The 19,148-nt window shown below is 61.6% G+C and carries 18 protein-coding genes; 11 read left to right on the top strand and 7 right to left on the bottom strand.

What is annotated here, in order from left to right:
• Positions 1-108: 108 nt before the first annotated feature.
• On the bottom strand, positions 109-588 hold the full coding sequence (locus AC3ITY_RS28905; protein WP_007937367.1) for an Lrp/AsnC family transcriptional regulator: 480 nt from the start codon (positions 586-588) through the stop codon (positions 109-111).
• 437 nt (positions 589-1,025) lie between these two features.
• Here AC3ITY_RS28905 and AC3ITY_RS28900 point away from each other — a divergent pair, with 437 nt between their 5' ends.
• Positions 1,026-2,075, top strand: a complete 1,050-nt coding sequence (locus tag AC3ITY_RS28900) for a DUF6515 family protein (RefSeq protein ID WP_489306333.1) — start codon at positions 1,026-1,028, stop codon at positions 2,073-2,075.
• On the opposite strand, the gene AC3ITY_RS28895 is transcribed toward AC3ITY_RS28900, so the two are convergent.
• Both AC3ITY_RS28895 and AC3ITY_RS28890 read right to left on the bottom strand, forming a co-directional pair.
• On the bottom strand, positions 2,069-2,965 hold the full coding sequence (locus AC3ITY_RS28895) for a cation diffusion facilitator family transporter (protein WP_489306331.1): 897 nt from the start codon (positions 2,963-2,965) through the stop codon (positions 2,069-2,071). The two genes, AC3ITY_RS28900 and AC3ITY_RS28895, sit on opposite strands and share 7 nt — an antisense overlap.
• A 41-nt stretch (positions 2,966-3,006) precedes the next feature.
• Positions 3,007-3,426 (bottom strand): polyribonucleotide nucleotidyltransferase, encoded by a 420-nt coding sequence (locus AC3ITY_RS28890; protein ID WP_102673653.1) that lies wholly within the window; start codon positions 3,424-3,426, stop codon positions 3,007-3,009.
• Between the two features lie 109 nt (positions 3,427-3,535).
• On the opposite strand from AC3ITY_RS28890, the gene hrpB reads away from it, so the two are divergent.
• Positions 3,536-6,052, top strand: coding sequence for an ATP-dependent helicase HrpB (gene hrpB / locus AC3ITY_RS28885; protein ID WP_489306330.1), 2,517 nt, complete (start codon positions 3,536-3,538; stop codon positions 6,050-6,052).
• Positions 6,053-6,103: 51 nt separating this feature from the next.
• Here the strand turns inward: hrpB and AC3ITY_RS28880 are convergent, their stop codons facing one another.
• Entirely contained in the window at positions 6,104-7,024 is a 921-nt protein-coding gene (locus AC3ITY_RS28880; RefSeq protein ID WP_489306329.1) for a LysR family transcriptional regulator, read from the bottom strand.
• 226 nt (positions 7,025-7,250) lie between these two features.
• On the opposite strand from AC3ITY_RS28880, the gene AC3ITY_RS28875 reads away from it, so the two are divergent.
• The 5 genes from AC3ITY_RS28875 (at position 7,251) to AC3ITY_RS28855 (ending at position 13,146) form a co-directional block, all read left to right on the top strand.
• Positions 7,251-8,741 carry an aldehyde dehydrogenase gene (locus AC3ITY_RS28875; RefSeq protein ID WP_489306328.1) on the top strand — a complete coding sequence of 497 codons (1,491 nt, stop codon included), beginning with the start codon at positions 7,251-7,253 and terminating at the stop codon, positions 8,739-8,741.
• Positions 8,742-8,762: 21 nt separating this feature from the next.
• Positions 8,763-10,133 (top strand): aspartate aminotransferase family protein, encoded by a 1,371-nt coding sequence (locus tag AC3ITY_RS28870; RefSeq protein ID WP_489306327.1) that lies wholly within the window; start codon positions 8,763-8,765, stop codon positions 10,131-10,133.
• A gap of 393 nt (positions 10,134-10,526) precedes the next feature.
• A complete protein-coding gene (locus AC3ITY_RS28865; RefSeq protein WP_046041714.1) occupies positions 10,527-11,513 on the top strand; it encodes an ABC transporter substrate-binding protein in 987 nt (328 codons plus the stop codon).
• 8 nt (positions 11,514-11,521) lie between these two features.
• Positions 11,522-12,325, top strand: a complete 804-nt coding sequence (locus AC3ITY_RS28860; protein ID WP_007990681.1) for an ABC transporter permease — start codon at positions 11,522-11,524, stop codon at positions 12,323-12,325.
• Entirely contained in the window at positions 12,313-13,146 is an 834-nt protein-coding gene (locus AC3ITY_RS28855) for an ABC transporter ATP-binding protein (protein WP_489306325.1), read from the top strand. Before AC3ITY_RS28860 ends, AC3ITY_RS28855 begins: the two co-directional genes overlap by 13 nt.
• A gap of 200 nt (positions 13,147-13,346) precedes the next feature.
• Here AC3ITY_RS28855 and AC3ITY_RS28850 read toward each other — a convergent pair whose 3' ends face one another.
• A complete protein-coding gene (locus AC3ITY_RS28850; protein ID WP_489306324.1) occupies positions 13,347-14,426 on the bottom strand; it encodes an endonuclease/exonuclease/phosphatase family protein in 1,080 nt (359 codons plus the stop codon).
• A 66-nt stretch (positions 14,427-14,492) separates the two neighbouring features.
• The gene (locus tag AC3ITY_RS28845) at positions 14,493-15,167 is read right to left on the bottom strand and encodes a YciC family protein (RefSeq protein ID WP_489306323.1); all 675 of its coding nucleotides are present in this window, start codon (positions 15,165-15,167) and stop codon (positions 14,493-14,495) included.
• 178 nt (positions 15,168-15,345) lie between these two features.
• On the opposite strand from AC3ITY_RS28845, the gene AC3ITY_RS28840 reads away from it, so the two are divergent.
• From AC3ITY_RS28840 to AC3ITY_RS28830, 3 genes are all read left to right on the top strand, one after another.
• Entirely contained in the window at positions 15,346-16,128 is a 783-nt protein-coding gene (locus AC3ITY_RS28840) for a DUF2076 domain-containing protein (RefSeq protein WP_489306321.1), read from the top strand.
• 124 nt (positions 16,129-16,252) lie between these two features.
• Positions 16,253-16,732 carry a LabA-like NYN domain-containing protein gene (locus AC3ITY_RS28835; protein ID WP_007990686.1) on the top strand — a complete coding sequence of 160 codons (480 nt, stop codon included), beginning with the start codon at positions 16,253-16,255 and terminating at the stop codon, positions 16,730-16,732.
• Positions 16,733-16,754: 22 nt separating this feature from the next.
• Complete coding sequence (locus tag AC3ITY_RS28830) at positions 16,755-17,366, top strand: 3'-5' exonuclease (protein WP_489306320.1); 612 nt, start codon at positions 16,755-16,757, stop codon at positions 17,364-17,366.
• A 151-nt stretch (positions 17,367-17,517) separates the two neighbouring features.
• On the opposite strand, the gene AC3ITY_RS28825 is transcribed toward AC3ITY_RS28830, so the two are convergent.
• A complete protein-coding gene (locus tag AC3ITY_RS28825) occupies positions 17,518-17,976 on the bottom strand; it encodes an Lrp/AsnC family transcriptional regulator (RefSeq protein ID WP_489306319.1) in 459 nt (152 codons plus the stop codon).
• Between the two features lie 165 nt (positions 17,977-18,141).
• On the opposite strand from AC3ITY_RS28825, the gene yedA reads away from it, so the two are divergent.
• Positions 18,142-19,074 carry a drug/metabolite exporter YedA gene (yedA, locus tag AC3ITY_RS28820; protein WP_095942021.1) on the top strand — a complete coding sequence of 311 codons (933 nt, stop codon included), beginning with the start codon at positions 18,142-18,144 and terminating at the stop codon, positions 19,072-19,074.
• The last annotated feature ends 74 nt before the right edge of the window (positions 19,075-19,148 follow it).

Here is a 19,148-nt window from a genome sequence, read left to right as displayed (position 1 = left end):
GACACACTGCATTTGCTGAGTTTGCGACTGCTGCGCAGCCGAACGGGGCGGTGCGGCGTCCCGACGAGCCCCCTCGCCACAAAAATAGTTGGTGCCCCGCAATCTCGATCAGCTGCGCAGATGAGTCAAAGGCAGTTCGGTGCTATTCAATACCTGATTCAACACAAAACTCGAACGCACGCTGGTCACGCCTTCAATCCGCGTCAGATGCCCCAGCAGCAGTTTCTGGTAGTGATCCATGTCCGGCACCACGACCTTGAGTTGATAGTCGGCATCCATCCCGGTCACCAAGCTGCATTCGAGCACTTGGGGCAGGGTGCGGATGGCCGCTTCGAAGTTCTCGAAACGCTCCGGCGTGTGACGGTCCATGCCGATCAGCACGTAAGCGGTCAGGCTCAGGCCGAGCATCTTGCGGTCGAGCAGGGCGACCTGGCGAGAAATGTAACCGTCGTCTTCCAGTTGCTTGACCCGCCGCGAGCACGGTGAAGGGGACAGGCCGATGCGCTCGGCCAGCTCCTGGTTGGAGATGCGTGCGTCGCGCTGCAATTCCGCCAGAATACTCAGGTCATAACGGTCGAGCTTGCTCATCAAACGGTCCTTTGTCGTAACTATTGCGAAGGATTATGTATCCGGGGTTAAAAATTGCGCAAGTGATGTTTAATTCAGCAATCTTCGCAATCCTCTGCCGGCGCTCCCGGCCTATTCTTATCACCAGAATCACTGCTCGGACAAACAGTCCAGTGCGGCTCGCCGAATCAGGCCCGCCGCGGTCGCCACCCCCACCGGGGATGTGCCGACCCCCGAGCTACACACTGTCCAGAAGACGGCGTGAGGTGAGCCGACGCCACAAGTGTCGAGCCAGGACGAAGTTCTCTAAGGGGAGGCCGACGGGTCTCCCCTTTTTCTTGTGCGGAATTTGCCCCCCGCCCCTCAATAAATAAGTTGCGTGACTGATAACCTGTTGCAGAACCGGCCACTGCTTTCCCAGTCTTATGTACAGGCCCTAACCCGCAATGAGGAAAAGCATGAAGTCGCGCATCTGGCGTTTGGCCGGCGTTGGTTTGCTGTGTGTCAGTGTCACCGCGCAAACGATGGCCGATGAGCCGCAAAACCGTGGCCATGATGGCGGGGAACATGGCCAGGGTGGGCATCAGGGCGATAACCAGGGCCATGGTGGCAGCAACCAGCCGCACCCGCAAAACGGCCAGCAGCAGAACCAGCCCCGTGCGCAGAACAACGACAACCGCCAGAACGAGCACGACGGCCGGAATCAACATCAGAACAATGGCCAGTGGCAGAACCGTCCAGCGCCGGATTTCAACAGCCGGGTTCGCTCGCCGCCTCCACCGCCGCAGGCGCCGGCCACTGACATGCCAATCCAGCCCCGTCCCGACACCGTGCGCCAGACCCAGCAGCCGCAGCGCGGTTACTACCAGGACCAGCCGCGTCGCAACGATTACAACCAGCGCTGGAATGGCTACACAGTCGCACCGTCCTATAACAATCACATGCAGGGGCGCCCGAGTGGATACGGTAACAGCTGGGGGCCAGGCCCCAGGTATCGCCCCGGCCAAGTGATCGACCGCTTCCCCGAACGCAACTTCCGCGTGCCTTACCGTGGCATGGATTACTACTATTCCGGCGGTTACTGGTATCGCCCGCTCGGTCCGCGCTATGAAGTGGTGGAGCCACCGCGCGGAATTCGCGTCAGATACCTGCCCGATTACGCCCAGCAAGTGTGGATCGGCGGGGCACTGCTGTTTCTGGCGGCCGGTTCCTATTACACCTATCAGGAAAGTACTCAGGACTACGTTGTGGTCGAGCCGCCGGCTGGTCAGCCGCAGTCGCAACCACCAGCCGCCAGCAATGGTTATGACGTGGAGGCGTATCCGGCCAACGGTCAGTCGCCGGAGCAGGTCAGTCGGGATGGTTACGAGTGTTATCAATACGCGGTGCAGCAGAGTGGTTTCGATCCACGAACCGCCACCTACCAGCCAGACCCGTCGGTGGTGCAAGCCTACCGACAGGCCCAGGGCAACTGCCTGAGCAGTCGCGGTTATCAGGTGACTTACTGACCCCGGGCGGCTTTCACCACTTCCCGCGGGTCGGCGTGCACCAGCACTTCGGCGCGCGGGTAGGCGCTGTGAATGGCGGCGGCAGCCTGATCGCTGATGCCGTGGGCGACTGACAGTGTCAGTTCCCCCGGCAACTCCAGATGCAACTGCACAAACCACTGGTTGCCGGAGATCCGCGTACGCAAGTCATGCGCACCCAACACACCGGGCACGCTGCACGCCAATTCCAGCATGTGCTGGCTGACATCCGGCGGCAGTTCTTCATCCATCAACACCGCAAAACTCTCCCGGGCGATCTGCACCGCGCTCCAAAAGATATAAGCGGCGATGCCCAGACCAAACCAGGCGTCGACCTGATCCCAGCCAAATCCGGCCAGTATCAGTGCCAGCAGAATGCTGCCGTTGAGCAACATGTCCGAACGGTAATGCAGCGAGTCGGCACGCACCGCGTTGGAGCCGGTGGCCTTGATCACCCGATGTTGCAGCATCAGCAAGGCCAGGGTCAGGACGAGGGAGAACACAATCACACCGATGCTGATCCACGGCGCGCCGACCGGTTCGGGATGTTTGAGCCGATCAAAGGCCTGCAACGCAATCAGTACCGCACTGCCGCCAATGAACAACGCCTGGGCCATGCCCGCCAACGATTCGGCCTTGCCGTGCCCGTAGCGATGATCATTGTCGGCGGGGCGCAGGGCGTAATGCACCGCCAGCAGGTTGAGCAGTGACGTGACGCCGTCGAGTGTCGAGTCGGTGAGCCCGGCGAGCATGCTCACCGAGCCGCTCAGCCACCAGGCGATGGCTTTGGCGACAATCAATGTGCACGCCACCGCCACCGAGGCACGGGTCGCCAGCCGCAGCAGGCGGGCGTGTTCGGAGCTGGAGGTCATAGCGGCCATCGTTCCTTGAAGAGTCCTTTTGCGCGTAGGGATTACGCGGCCGGTTGCAGGCCGAACATCGCCAGTTGCTGGGTGCTGCCTTTGCTCTGGATCAGGCGTGGATCGTCCAGCGGGAAGCTGCGGCCCAGCTCGCTTTCCAGAATAGTCTGCAACTTGCGGTTATCGACCTGGCCGTCGGGACCGATGGCGTCCTTGAGTTTTTGCGGGTCGACCTGGGCGGTCTTGCCCGGTTCGAAGTAAATCGCGCCGGTGGCGAAGTCCACGGCAAAAGCAATCAGGCCGGGGATGATGTAGAACAGCAGGCCCACGGCGTCGAGCGCGGCGATGGCCGGGTCGATCTTGCCTTCGATTTGGCCACGGCGATCCGGGTAGAAGATTGAACCGCAGGCGGTCACTTGAGTCAGCAAGGTTGCGACCAGAACACCGCCAATCAGGCGAAAGGGAGCACGCATATGAAATCTCCTGGGTAATCTCGAAACGAAACGTCGTCGGTATGAATTAAGACCCTGACGAACGCCTGACAGTTCGCCGTTATACTCGGCCCTCTGTTTGGGAGCCAGCATGATTTCTTTGCCGATCGATGAAGTTTTACCCGCCCTGCGTGAAGCCCTCGCTACACGCCACGAAGCCGTGCTCGAAGCGCCGCCCGGCGCCGGTAAAACCACCCGGGTGCCTTTGGCCTTGCTCAATGAGCCGTGGCTGGCCGGGCAGACCATCCTGATGCTCGAACCCCGCCGGTTGGCCGCACGCGCAGCGGCGGAACGGCTGGCCAGTGAGCTGGGGGAGAAGGTCGGCGAAACCGTGGGTTATCGCATCCGGCTCGACAGCAAGGTCGGCCCCAACACCCGCATCGAAGTGGTCACCGAAGGCATTCTCACCCGGCGTTTGCAGGACGACCCGGCGCTCGAGGGCGTGGGTTTGCTAATCTTCGATGAATTTCACGAACGCAGCCTCGACGCTGATCTGGCGCTGGCCCTGAGCCTCAATGGCCGCGAACTGTTCCGCGACGATCAGCCGCTGAAAATCCTCTTGATGTCCGCCACGCTCGAAGGCGAACGCTTGGCCGGGTTGCTTGACGATGCGCCGATCCTGCGCAGCGAAGGGCGCATGTTCCCGGTGGCGATGCGTTGGGGTCGGCCGTTCCAGTCCGGTGAATTCATCGAGCCGCGTCTGGTGCAGACCATCCTCGAAGCCTTGAACGACGAGACCGGCAGCGTGCTGGTGTTCCTGCCAGGGCAGGCTGAAATCCGCCGCGTGCATCAGCAACTGGCCGATGCCTTGGGCGAAAGCACTCAGGTTCTACTCTGCCCGTTGCACGGTGAGCTGGATCTGGCCGCGCAGCGTGCGGCCATCGATCCGGCTCCTGCGGGCAAACGCAAAGTGGTGCTGGCCACCAACATCGCCGAAACCAGTTTGACCATCAACGGCGTGCGCGTGGTGATCGATGCCGGGTTGGCGCGGGTGCCGCGTTTCGACCCCGGCAGCGGCATGACCCGTCTCGACACCCAACGCATTTCCAAGGCTAGCGCCACCCAGCGCGCGGGCCGGGCCGGGCGCCTGGAACCCGGCGTGTGTTATCGCTTGTGGTCCCAGGATCAGCACGAGCAACTGGCGGCCTATGGCAGCGCGGAAATTCTTTCGGCGGACCTCGCCGGGCTGGCCTTGCAACTGGGACGTTGGGGCGTGACGCCTGGGCAACTGGTGTGGCTCGACGTGCCGCCGGCCGCCGCTTATGCACAGGCTCAGGATCTGCTCGAACGCTTGGGCGCACTGGAGGGTGAAGCGCTGACCCGTCATGGTCAGGCCATGGCCGAACTGCCGGCGCATCCGCGTATCGCGCATTTGCTGTTGCGCGGCCAGGCGCTGGGGCTGGCGGACATGGCCTGCGATGTCGCGGCACTGCTCGGCGAGCGCGATATCTTGCGCGGTGCCGGGGCGGATCTGCACAGCCGACTGGTATTGCTGTCTGGCGAAGAACGCGCCGCACGCGGTGCCCAGGGGGGCGTGCAGCGCGCACGGCAACTGGCGCGGCAGTATCGTGGTTACCTGCGGGGCAAAGCGGCGGAGCCGGTCAGCGATCCGGATCACCCGCGCTGGCTCGGCGCTTTGCTGGCGCTGGCCTATCCCGACCGCGTCGCCCAGCAACGGCGCGCCGGTGGTGCGGAATATCGCTTGGCCAACGGCCGTGCCGCGCTGTTCGCCGAGGCCGATAGCCTGATGAAGCAAGCGTGGCTGGTGATTGCCGATCTGGGCAGTCGCCAGGGGCAGCGTGAGGAGCGGATTTACCTGGCGACGGACTTCGATCCGGCGCTCTTCGATTCCGTGCTGGCCGAACAGGTGCGCTGCGTCGATCAACTGGATTGGGATGAACGTGAAGGCGTGCTGCGGGCCGAGCGTCAGCGCAAGGTTGGCGAACTGATCCTCAGCCGCGAGCCACTGACGGGCCTCGACGAAACTGCCCGCAGCCAGGCGCTGGTGAACCTGGTGCGGCGCAAAGGCCTGGAGCTGTTGCCGTGGACCCCGGAGCTGCGTCAGTGGCAGGCGCGGGTCGCCTTGTTGCGGCAACTGGACCTCGCCGCCAAGGGCGAAAGCGAGTGGCCGGATGTCAGCGACACGGCATTGCTCAAGAGTCTGGAACACTGGCTGATGCCGTATCTGGGCAAGGTTTCGCGGCTCAGTCACTTCGCCAATCTGGACCTGTCGAGCATCGTCCACAACCTGCTGCCGTGGCCGCTGCCGCAGCGGCTGGACGAACTGGCGCCGCATCATTTGAGCGTACCGTCGGGCTCTTCGATTCGTCTGGACTACAGCGAACAGCCGCCGATTCTGGCGGTGCGTTTGCAGGAGTTGTTCGGCCTGGCCGAGACCCCGCGCATCGCCGGGGGCCGGCAGGTGGTGAAACTGCACCTGCTGTCCCCGGCGCGGCGGCCGGTGCAGGTGACTCAGGACCTGGCCAACTTCTGGCGCAGCACCTATGCCGAGGTGAAGAAGGATTTGAAGGGGCGTTATCCGAAGCATTACTGGCCGGATGATCCGCTGGTGGCGGAGGCGACTGCGCGGATCAAACCGCGTAAGTAACGGTTAACACTGGACTCTATGGCGAGGGGGCAAGCCCCCTCGCCACAGAAGTTACCGCGATCTTTCGGATTTGGCGGTCAGTTGTTCGCGGCAGTAATCGGCAAACAACTGCGCCGGTTTGGTCAGTTGCCCACGCTTGAGCCATGCCGCCACCAGCCCTGAACCGGTGACGTCTTCGGCGATGTCCACGCACACCACTTTCTGCCCGTCGTAGGTGCACTCCGAGTGCGGCTTGGTCACCAGGATCGAGAACCCGAACCCCTGGCCAACCATGCCCCGCACCATCTCGATCGATGGCGAGCTGAAGGCGATGCGTGGGGTCAGGCCCAGCTCTTCGAACAGGCTGACGAAGTAGGTCCGGCTCGGCTGCACGTCCAGAAGAATCATCGGCTCCAGGTACAGGTCCCGCAGCGACACTTGCGCCTGCTGGGCAAAGCGGTGATCCGCCGGCAGCAGCGCGTAAGGTCGTTGCGCCGGCATCAGCGGTTCGGTTTCGATGGTGCCGTCCAGATCGTGCTCGTAAAGGATCGCCAGATCGAAAGCGCCGGAGGTCAGGCCCTGCACCAGCTCTTGTTGCTCGCCGTCGCGGATGCGGATTTCCACCCCCGGGTACAACGCCGAAAACCCGGCAATCAGTTGCGGCAGGTACAGCGGCGCGACGGTTTCGAAACAGCCGATATCGATCTGCCCGGAGACCACGTCGTTGTCGGCCAGGGCGTTCTGTTCGAACTCCTTGGCCATGCGCAGCAGCTCCTGGGCCTTGCGATAAAAGCGCGCACCGCTGGGGGTCAACGACACGCCCTGTGCATGATGGCGGATCAGAAGTTGCACGCCGAAACTGTCTTCCAGACCTTTGATGGCCGTGGAGATCGAAGGCTGGGCGATGTACAGCTTGCGCGAGGCCTCGGCGACGCTGCCGCACTCGACGGTGGTAATGAAGTATTTCAGTTGACGCAGATTGTAGGCAGCCACAGCAAACCTCGGGGGAGAACGGATCAGGCATCCTGGCAATTTGCGCGCCACCCCTATCCGCTCGGGCAGCGATTTGTTGTGTTTGAACAATAACCACATGCTGCGCCAGAAGGGAGATTGGCTACGTAGTTTTTTCTTGGCCTGCGAACACATTTTTACTGGTTTTCCACCGCTCGGGCCTGAGCGACTATCCAATACACAAGAATGTCCTCTGGAGCATCTGAACGTGTTCGAGCTTGAGTATTGGCAACGCAAAGCCGCTTCCCTGCGGTTTCCCGACCAGGCCGTGATCGACGGCCAGCGCCGCGCGGCGCAGTCGGGACAGACTTTCGCCGCGATCAACCCTGCCACCGGGCAATGCCTGGCCAACATTGCCGCCTGCGGTGAAGACGACGTGAACGCGGCGGTGCGTAATGCGCGGCAGGTCTTCGAGGCTGGCACCTGGGCTGCGCGCTCGCCGACCGAACGCAAGCAAGTACTGTTGCGTCTGGCCGACTTGATCCTGGAAAACCGTGAAGAGCTGGCGCTGCTCGATTCGCTGAACATGGGCAAGCCCGTCGCCGATGCCTACAACATCGACGTGCCGGGTGCCGCTGGCGTGTTCCGCTGGTACGCCGAGAGCCTCGACAAACTCTACGATCAGGTCGCGCCGAGTGCGCAGAACGTACTGGCGACTATCACCCGCGAAGCCCTCGGCGTGGTGGCTGCCGTGGTGCCGTGGAATTTTCCTCTGGACATGGCCGCGTGGAAACTCGCCCCGGCCCTGGCCGCCGGTAACTCGGTGATCCTCAAGCCGGCCGAGCAGTCGCCTTTTTCCGCCCTGCGACTGGCTGAGCTGGCGCTGGAGGCGGGGATTCCGGCAGGCGTACTCAATGTGCTGCCGGGCCTCGGCGAACAGACCGGTAAGTCCCTCGGCCTGCACCCGGACGTCGATTGCCTGGTGTTCACCGGCTCCACCGAAGTCGGCAAATATTTCATGCAGTACTCGGCCCAGTCGAACCTCAAACAGGTGTGGCTGGAGTGCGGCGGCAAGAGTGCCAACCTGGTGTTCGCCGATTGTCAGGATCTGGACCTGGCGGCCGAGAAAGCCGCGTTCGGCATCTTCTTCAATCAGGGCGAAGTCTGCTCGGCGAATTCGCGGTTACTGGTGCAGCGCTCGATTCATGATGAGTTCGTCGAACGCCTCAAGGCCCAGGCCGAACGCTGGTTGCCGGGCGATCCGCTGGATCCGTCGAGCGCCGCCGGAGCCATCGTCGACAGCCGTCAGACCGCGCGCATCATGAAGGTCATCCAGCAGGCCGAACAGCAAGGCGCGACCAAGGTTTGTGGCGGTCGGCAGTCGATCTTCAACAGCTCGGACAACTTCATCCAGCCGACGATTTTCACCGGCGTGACGCCGGACATGCCGCTGTTTCGCGATGAAGTGTTCGGCCCGGTGTTGGCGATTACGGCATTCGACGACGAGGCCCACGCCTTGCAGTTGGCCAACGACAGCGTCTACGGCCTGGCGGCTTCGCTGTGGACCGATGACCTCAACCGTGCCCACCGTGTGGCGCGACAATTGCGGGCCGGTACGGTGTCGGTCAACAGCGTCGATGCGCTGGACGTGACCGTGCCTTTTGGCGGCGGCAAGCAGTCGGGTTTCGGCCGCGACCTGTCCCTGCATTCATTCGATAAATACACCCAGTTGAAGACCACCTGGTTTCAATTGCGCTGATAACAAAACGGAGAACTGGCGATGACCACACCACGTGATACCCGCGACTACCAGGCTGCCGACGCTGCGCACCACATCCATGCGTTCGTCGATCAGAAAGCCCTCAACGACGAAGGGCCACGGGTGATGGTCCGTGGCGAGCGCCTGCACCTGTGGGACAACGATGGCCGGCGTTACCTCGACGGCATGTCCGGGTTGTGGTGCACCAACCTCGGTTACGGGCGCAAGGATCTGGCCGCCGCGGCGAGCCAGCAACTGGAACAGCTGCCGTACTACAACATGTTTTTCCACACCACCCACCCGCAGGTGATCGAGCTGTCCGAGCTGCTGTTCAGCCTGCTGCCGACTCACTATAGCCACGCGATCTACACCAACTCCGGCTCCGAAGCCAACGAGGTGTTGATCCGCACGGTGCGTCGCTACTGGCAGGTGCTCGGCAAGCCCGAGAAGAAAATCATGATCGGCCGCTGGAACGGTTACCACGGTTCGACCCTGGCCGCGACGGCGCTGGGCGGCATGAAGTTCATGCACGAAATGGGCGGCATGATTCCGGACATCGAGCACATCGACGAGCCGTACTTCTTCGCCCACGAGGGCAACCTGACGCCGGCCGAATTCGGCCTGCGCGCGGCCCAGCAACTGGAAACGAAGATTCTCGAACTGGGTGCGGACAAGGTCGCGGGCTTCATCGCCGAACCGTTCCAGGGCGCCGGCGGCATGATCTTCCCGCCCGAAAGCTACTGGCCGGAAATCCAGCGCATCTGCCGCAAGTACGATGTGCTGCTGTGCGCCGATGAAGTGATCGGCGGCTTCGGTCGTACCGGCGAATGGTTCGCCCACGAGTACTTCGGTTTCGAGCCGGACACCCTGTCCATCGCCAAGGGCCTGACCTCGGGCTATATCCCCATGGGCGGTTTGATCCTGTCGAAGAAAATGGCCTCGGTGCTGGTGGAGCAGGGCGGCGTGTTTGCCCACGGCCTGACCTATTCCGGGCACCCGGTGGCGGCGGCGGTGGCGATTGCCAACCTCAAGGCCCTGCGTGATGAAGGCGTGGTGACGCGGGTCAAGGACGACATCGGTCCGTACCTGCAACAGTGCCTGCGGGAAGTGTTCGGCAAGCACCCGCTGGTGGGTGACATCCAGGGCACCGGCATGGTCGCGGCGCTGCAACTGGCCGAAGACAAATCCACTCGCAAGCGTTTCGCCAACGAGAACGATATTGCCTGGCGTTGCCGAACGATTGGTTTCGAGGAGGGGGTGATCATTCGCTCGACCTTGGGCCGGATGATCATGGCGCCGGCGTTGATTGCCAGTCGTGAAGAGATTGACGAGCTGATCAGCAAGACCCTGAAAGCGATGGATCGTACGGCGCAGGAATACGGCCGGCTCTGATCTTGCTGGAAGGTCCTGCGGACCTTATCGCGAGCAGGCTCGCTCCCACATGGAACTGAGTTGAACCCGATTTTCGGGTCAATCTGGAACCCCTGTGGGAACGAGCCTGCTCGCGATTGCTATGGACCTTTCAACACATCTCTAGCGTCTTGCACCCACCCTGTGCACCCCCGCCAACAACGCCCGTTCTCAGTGCGCGCTAACCAGTTTTTTCATCACTCGCATCCACATATTTCCTCATTTTCCTAATCCCGCCCTTGGGCCAACATCGGTCTCGCCAGCCCGCCGAATGCTGCCCGCCGAAGGGTCCCTGAGAGACCACAGGTTGCAGCCGATTCAGGGTTCGCCGTACTGCCCATGACAAAACTAAATCAACAGCTTTGGGAGTGCTCCATGATCAAGTCCTTGCTTACCCGCGTTGCCCATCCACTGGCGGTCACCGCCATTGCCGCGACGGTCGCCACCAGCGCCCAGGCCGGCACCCTGTCCATCGGCCATACCACCTGGGTCGGCTACGGCACCCTGTACCTGGCCCAGGACCTTGGCTACTTCAAGGAAAACGGTTTGACCGTCGAGTTGCCGGTGGTCGAAGAAGCGGCGATGTACATGGCCGCACAAGCTTCCGGAGAGTTGTCCGGCTCGGCGTCGACCATCGATGAGGTGCTCAAGTACCGTCCGCAATTCTGCTTCAAGGCCGTGGCCGCGCTGGACGACAGCCATGGCGGCGACGGCGTGCTTGTCGGCAAGGACGTCAAGAGCCTGCAAGAGCTCAAGGGCCAGGCCGTGGCGGTGAATGAAGGTTCGACCTCGCAGTTCTGGTTGTCGTATCTGCTGAAAAAGAACGGCATGAAAATGAGCGACATCACCGTGCAGAACATGACGGCCGACGACGCCGCCACCGCGTTCATCGCCGGTCGCGTACCGGCTGCCGTGACCTGGGAACCGCACCTGTCGATGGTTCGCGACAAGAAGCAAGGCAAGGTGCTGGTCGACAGCAGCAGCACACCGGGAGTGATCGTCGATGTGGTCGCACTGAACTGCACCGTGATCGAAAAACAGCCGGAAGACGTCAAGGCCCTGGTGGCCGGTTTGTACAAAGCCGTGCAGTACACCAAGGATCATCCGCAGGAAGCCTACAAAATCATGGCCAAGGGTGTCGGCGGTTACCTGGCCGATCCGAAGGAACTGGAAGCCGCAGCGCAAGGCGTGCGTTTTTACGATCAGGCCATGAGCGAAAAACTCCTGGGCGCGCCGGGTAAACCGGGTGACAGCGCACCGCTGATCAAACTGGCCAACGAGACCGCCAGTGAGCTGCAAGGCAAACCGTACAACGTCAGCAATGACGACTTGATCGACAACCGCTTCGTCACCCCGCTCTAGGAGGCTGCATGTTCAAGCGCAATTCATGGCTGAGCCGTTGCATCACGCCCAAGACCGGATTGCCGGTTTCGGTGATCTGGAGCGCAAGCGGTTTGGCCTGGGTGCTGTTGGTCGGCCTGTGGGCCGGCTTGTCCTACGGTGGCGTGGTGCCGGGCATGTTCCTGCCGACGCCGGGCGCGGTGGTCGAGGCCGCCGTGCGCCTGGGGCGCGACGGCACCCTCGGCCAGCATGTGTGGGCCAGTGTCGAAGTGGTAATGGTCGGTTTCATCGTGTCGTCCCTGGTGGCGGTGCCGCTGGGACTGTTGATGGGCAGCTTCCGCATCGTCCAGGCCTTTCTTGAACCGCTGGTGAATTTCATTCGCTACCTGCCGGTGACCTCCTTCGTGCCGCTGTTCATTCTGTGGATCGGCATCGGTCTGGAGCAGCGGGTGTCGGTGATCATCTTCGGCGTGTTCTTCCAGCAACTGGTGATGATCGCGGACGTGTCCAAAGGCATCTCCAAGGACCTGATCAATGCCTCCTACACCCTCGGTTCGAACCGTCGCGATGCGGTGCTGCATGTGATCGCCCCGGCTTCTCTGCCAGGAGTGCTCGACACCCTGCGCGTGACCATGGGCTGGGCCTGGACTTACCTGGTGGTGGCTGAACTGGTGGCCGCTTCCAGTGGACTGGGTTACCTGAGCCTCAAGGCCATGCGTGGCTTCCAGGTGGATGTGATTTTCCTTGCCATCGCGATCATTGGCCTGCTGGGTCTGGTCACCGATCAACTGTTCCGTTTCCTACGTCTGAGGATCACCGCATGGGCTCAGTAACCGCCGCCACTCATCGTTTTTCCGCCCCTCAGGCTGCCCCGGTGAACGCGCCACGGCTGCAAGTGGACAAGGTCAGCCTGCGTTACAAGAAACCCGATGGCGGTACCTTTACCGCATTGGAGGAAGTGTCGTTCGAGGTGCCGGACCAGCAATTTGCGGTACTGGTGGGGCCTTCGGGTTGCGGCAAGTCGAGCCTGCTGTACCTCACCGCCGGCCTGGCCGAACCGACCTCGGGCGAGATTTACGTCGGCGGCCAGCAGGTCGAAGGCCCCGGCGCGGATCGCGGCATGGTGTTCCAGAGCTACACGCTGTTCCCGTGGCTGACGGTGCGACAGAACGTCGAATTCGGCCTCAAGCGGCGCGGCATGCCGGCGGCGCAACGCAAGGACATCGTCGACTACTACGTCAACGAAGTGGGCCTGAGCGGCTTTGCCGACAACTACGCCAAGCAGTTGTCCGGCGGGATGATGCAACGTGTCGCCATTGCCCGGGCGCTGGCCAATGACCCGCAGATCCTGCTGATGGACGAACCCTTCGGCGCCCTCGACAGCCAGACGCGCCTGCAAATGCAGCAGTTGTTGTTGCGGGTGTGGGGCAACAGCAAGAAGACTGTGTTGTTCGTGACCCACGACATCGACGAGGCGATTCTGCTGGGCGACCGGGTCTACGTCATGGGCGCTAGACCTGGCAGGATCAAACAGATTCTGGATGTGCCGATCGAGCGCCCACGCAACCTGGACATGGTCATGGAGCGCTCGTTCATCGAGATGAAGCGCGAGATCTTCGGGCTGCTGCATGATGATCTGGAGGAGGTGCATTAAGTCAGGTTTGCACCGACCCTGTGGGAGCGGGCCTTTGTGGCGAGGGGGCTTGTCGGATCGCCGCATCGCCCCGTTCGGATGCGCAGCAGCCGTAAATACTGTGTTCGAAAATCTTGGGGCCGCTACGCGACCCAACGGGGCGGTGCGGCGATCCGACAAGCCCCCTCGCCACACAAGCCCGGCGCCTACAGGTTTATGTGTCAGGGCGCAGCCGGCAACAGGAACCGCGCAATCACCGGCAGGTGATCGGAGATACGCAACGTATCATCCTGCCGCACCATCGCCTCGACCCGTTTGATCCGCGGGCTGTAGAACAGGTAGTCGACGGTCCGGTCCGGGCCGTTCAGCCCGGGATCGTTCGGGTAATGGGTCAACCAGCGTTCGCGGTCGATACCACTGGCTTCGTTGTTGCTCGGGATCATCGGGTACTTGTCCCACAGCAGGTGCAACGGGCTGTCGGCGGAGTAGGGTGCGCGTTGCGCGTCGGACAGACGTCGATACTGGCCCAGCGGCAACAGGTTGAAATCCCCACCGATCAGCCACGGCGTGCCACGGCTTTCGAATTTATCGAGGGCCTTGGCCACGGCGTTCACCTGGTTCTGCAAGGTGTTGTCGGCTCGATTGGCGCGGTCCAGATGGGTATTGAGCACCGCTATTTGCCCGCCATCACTCAACGGCAAATAACTCACCAGCAAGGCGTCTTTGGGTTTGAATTGGCGGCTGATTGGATTGCCCGAGGTGATGGGCAGTTGCAGGCGTTCGGCATGTTCGATCTGGTAGCGGCTCAGGGTCGCCAGTTGCCGGCCGACACTGCCGAAAATGTGCGGGTTCGGCACGAAGTCGGCCTTCCAGTCGAACGCGCTGGTGCCACACGGATACAAGTCGGCGAGCCGCTCTTGCAGCAGTTTGAACTGGTACTGGTAATCGCTGGCCTTGGCGCCGTCGTCCAGCTCCTGCAACAGCACGATGTCCGGCTGTTCGTCGCGAATCACCCGCGCCACTTCGTCGAGGCTGAAGGCCATGTCTTCCGCTGTGGGGCGTTCGTCGGTACCGGCGGCTAGGTCATTCCAGAATACGTAACGCTTGCCGGCCAGGTACTGGACGTTCCAGGTCATCACCTTCAGCGCCTGCCCGGGGACCAGGGTGGGGGCCTGGGCGCTGCAACTGACGGGCAACACTTCTTTGGCGTCGGGGCGCCAGGTCAGGCTGTAGATCATCACGACGATCAGGCCGATCACGATCAGCAGGCCCAACAGGGTGTAGCGCAGTAGACGGGTCATGGCTCGGCTTATTAGCGTTACAAAATTGTTCCCGAGCATACCCGAGAGCGATGGCAGCGCCCAAGGTCAGAGCGCGCTGTCATTTCTCTCAGACAACGGGTTGATCAGCATGAACAATCGGAACAGCACCACACTGGTAAACAGCTGCAGGAAACTGTGGGCGCTGTCGATCAGCACTGAAACCACCGGGTTCTGAGGTTCCGGGTACGCAGCCAGCGTCACGCCTTTGAGCAGCCACAGTGGCCCCATCACACACAGAATGCACAGCAGGATGCGCAGGAAGTGACCCTTGGTCATGCGCAGGCTTTCCTTCATGGCCGCCAGCGGCGCCAGGCCGCGCAACACCAGCAGGTATTCGCCAAACGCCAGGGTCACCATCAGGTAGATACCCGGCAGGAAATACAGCGACAGGCCCAGCAGAATCAGCACGGTATTGAGCGCCGTCAGCAGGGCGAAGCGTGGCCACAGGCTTGCCGCCATCGCCAGCAGGTCGCGGTTGCGCGGCGACTCGCCCCGGCTGCGGGCGTCGAGAAACAGAATCAGCGCGGCGGTGTACAGCGGGTACACCAGCAGGCCGACGATCACGCTGATGCCGGGGAAACTGTCCGGCTCCGTGGAGTGGTCGACCACTTGTTGCAGCAGCGCCTCAAGCATCACCAGCGGCAGGCACAGCTGCACGATCTGGCCCAGATTGCGCTTGAAGAAATACAGGGAGTCACGCAGGACATCTAACGGATTCATCAGTTGGTATCGCAGGTTGGAAGCAGTGGCTCACTTTAACCGATCAAGTGCTCGAGGACGCAAACGTAAACGTTCGGTAAAGGTCATTGAAACATCTTGTTTCAGCCTCCATTAAGGTCGAGCACCTTATCCTCATTGGATAAAGGCAACGATTTCCCCGGCAATCTACGAGGTCGCCATGAACAGCGAAGAACAAACCCTGATCGATGGACTGTTTTCCCGGCTGCATCAGGCCGAAACGGACTCAGCCCCGCGCGACGCCCAGGCCGAGGCGCGGATCAAGGAACACCTGACGCACCAGCCCGCGGCCGGTTATTTCATGACCCAGGCGATTCTGGTGCAAGAGGCGGCGATCAAGAGCCTCGATGAGCAGAACAAACAACTGACCCAGCAAGTCCAGCAATTGCAGGCCGAGCTGCAACAGGCCAAGGCCCAGGCGACCCCGGCTCCAGCGCCGAGTAGTGGTGGCTTTTTGTCGAGCATTTTTGGCGGCAGCTCTCGTGAGCCTCAGCCTGCGCCAACCCAGAGTGCACCGCCATCGAGCGGTGGCTGGCGTGAGCCGGGACGCTCGTCGTTCGGTTCGCAACCGCCACAACAGAACTTCGGCGCGCCGCAGCAAAACTTTCCACAGCAGGGCTATGCACCCCAGCAACAGGCTCCGGCAGCGGCCGGTAGCAGTTTCCTCGGTGGTGCGCTGAAAACCGCCGCCGGCGTGGCGGGTGGCGTGATGCTGGCACAAGGCATCAGCAGCCTGTTCCATCACAATCAGCAACCGGAAGTCGTCGAAGTCATCAAGGAAGAGCCGGCCCAGGTCAATGACCAGGGCAACAATGGCTGGGGCGATGACCAGCGCATGGCCGGTAACGATTCCTTTAGTAACGATCAGGGCGGGTTCAGCGACGCTGATTACAGCGATGACAACTCATCGTTCTTTGGCGGCGACGACGATTCCTACGTCTGACACATATGTGGCGAGGGAGCGAGCTCCCTTGCCACATAGCCGATTATTCGCGGAACAATCCTTCGGGCTGGCATACTGGGCGACTTTTCGGGCCTGGTGCCTGATTCAGCCTTGAGGAAAGCCGGTGAAAAAAATCGCAGTGTTCGCCGATGTCCAGAACCTCTACTACACCGTGCGTCAGGCTTATGGTTGCCACTTCAACTACGCCGCACTGTGGGCTGACATCAGCAAACAGGGCGAGATCGTCGAAGCCTATGCCTACGCCATCGACCGTGGCGACAGCAAACAGCAGCAGTTCCAGCAGATCCTGCGTAACCTCGGTTTCACCGTGAAGCTCAAGCCGTACATCCAGCGCAGCGATGGTTCGGCCAAGGGCGACTGGGACGTGGGCATTACCCTCGACATCATGGATGCCGCCGACCATGTCGATGAAATCGTCCTGGCCTCCGGCGACGGTGATTTCGACATGCTGCTGGAGCGCATCATCAGCAAGCACGGGGTGCAAGCGGTGGCCTACGGCGTGCCGGGCCTGACCGCCAACTCGCTGATCCGCGCCGCCAGCCGCTACGTGCCGATCGAAGGCGCGTTGCTGCTCAAGAATTGATTTTTACGGAGTTGAACCAGGTTTGGAACGCATAGCAGTCATCGACTTTGAAACCACCGGGATCTCCCCGAGCAGCAGCTGTCGGGCCACGGAAATCGCCGTGGTGATCCTTGAACAGGGGCGCATCGTCGAGCGTTACCAAAGCCTGATGAACGCCGGCGTGCGCGTCCCGGGCTTCATTGAGCAACTCACCGGCATCAGCAACGCCATGCTGCGCACCGCGCCTTCGGCGGAGCAGGTGATGAACGAAGTGAATGAATTCGTCGGCTGCACCCCGTTGCTCGCGCACAATGCCGCATTCGACCAGAAGTTCTGGGACTTCGAGCTCGGGCGAATCAAACGCACCCGCTTGCAGAACTTTGCCTGCTCGCTGCTGCTGGCCCGCCGTCTGATGCCCGCCGCGCCGAACCACAAACTCGGCACCCTCACCACGTTCGCCAACCTGCCCCACACCGGCAAGGCCCACCGGGCTATGGCCGATGCCGAGATGGCGGCCAACCTGACGGTGCATCTGGCTGAAGAGTTGCGCCAGAATCACGGCTTGCGTGAGCTGTCCCATGATTTGCTGTGCAAGTTGCAGAAGGTCCCGGCGGCGAAGATCAATGAGCATTTGAAGCGGCATCGCGGATTCTGAATTCACCGCAACCCCCTGTGGGAGCGAGCCTGCTCCGGGCGGCGATCCGACGATGGCGTTATGTCAGTCGACATCCATGTTGGCTGAAAAATGGCTATCGTCGGATCGCCGCCCGGAGCAGGCTCGCTCCCACAATGGATCTTCTGCATCCTTAGATCGTCTTGCCATTCCCTTCGATATGCCCCAACGGCACCCGCTTCTCGATGGCACTCGACAACACAATCGACGTCTTGCTGAACCCGAATGTGGCGATCCGGTTGATCAGTTCTTCCAGCTCCGGCATCGAGCCCACCGCTGCTTGCATGATCACGCACGGGTCGCCGGTCACCCGATGGCATTCAGTCAATTGCGGGATTTTGATCAGGTCGTCGTAGGCTTTCTGATTGCCGTGCTGGTTCAGGCGCAGTTCGATCACGCACTGGATCGGCAGGCCGAGCTTGGCCATGTCGACCTTCGCCTGATAGCCGGTGATCACGCCACTGGTTTCGAGCTTTGCCACGCGTTCGGCCACGGCCGGGGCGGACAGGTTCACCTTGCGCGCCAGGTCCGCGTAGGACGCGCGACCGTTTTCCAGCAGGGCGCTGAGTAGCATGCGGTCGTACTTATCCATCGGGGTGACTCCTGAAAATGGCCGGCTTTCGAAAACACGGTTTATAGCGCTGAACTCCGTGTTTTGAAAAGTGTACCGGCGCTTTAAACAGGTTTTGTAACTTATTTTTCGACGCTGGCCTTTCTAGAATAGCCGTTCACTTGTCCTTGCCTGTGAGCTGCCCCCATGTCCGGCCTTCGTCGCTTTCCCTTACCCTTGATCGCTGCCTTCTTCGCCTTGTATGTGATTTGGGGCTCGACCTACCTGGTGATCCGCATCGGTGTGGAGTCCTGGCCGCCGTTGCTGCTTGCGGGCATCCGCTTCGTCATCGCCGGGACCTTGATGTATGCCTTTCTGCGCTGGCGCGGGGCGCCGGCACCGACCTGGGCGCAGTGGAAAGCAGCCGGGATCATCGGGATTTTGCTGCTGGCGTGCGGCAACGGCGCGGTGAGCGTGGCCGAACACACGGGCGTTGCTTCCGGCGTCGCGGCACTGGCAGTGGCGACGGTGCCGCTGTTTACCTTGCTCTGCGGATATTTCTGGGGCGCGCGTAATACCCGTCTCGAATGGGCCGGGATCGTACTCGGGCTGATCGGCATCGGCATGCTCAACCTGGGTTCCAACCTGCAATCGAGCCCGTTGGGCGCGGCGTTGCTGATATTCGCGGCGGCGACCTGGGCCTTTGGTTCGGTATGGAGCAAGCACCTGCCATTGCCTCAAGGCGCAATGGCCAGCGCTGTGGAAATGCTGGTGGGCGGCGTCGTGTTGCTTATCGCCAGTGCGGTCAGCGGTGAACACCTGGAAAAGGTGCCGCCGATCGAAGGTTGGGCCGCGTTGGCGTATCTGACCGTGTTCGGTTCGATCATCGCCTTCAACGCCTACATGTACCTGTTGAAACACGTGCGTCCGGCCGCGGCCACCAGTTATGCCTACGTCAACCCGGCGGTGGCGGTGCTGCTGGGGATCGTGTTCGTCGGCGAAACCATTGGTATCGAAGAAGCCCTGGCGATGGCGGTGATCATCAGTGCCGTGGTGTTGATCGGCTTGCCACAATGGCGTCGCACGCCAGAGCGGCCAGTGGTAACGACGGCAGTACCGACAGAATCCCGTGTGAATTAGGGTAAACTGCGCGCCATTGCATCTTGTTTTGCACACTTGTTTTGAAAAACCCGCGCTGAATTTTCCTACGGTAC

This window comes from Pseudomonas sp. GL_091 (assembly GCF_057837725.1).
The sequence above is the reverse complement of the archived record's forward strand: the minus strand, read 5'-3'. Positions and strand labels throughout refer to the sequence as shown.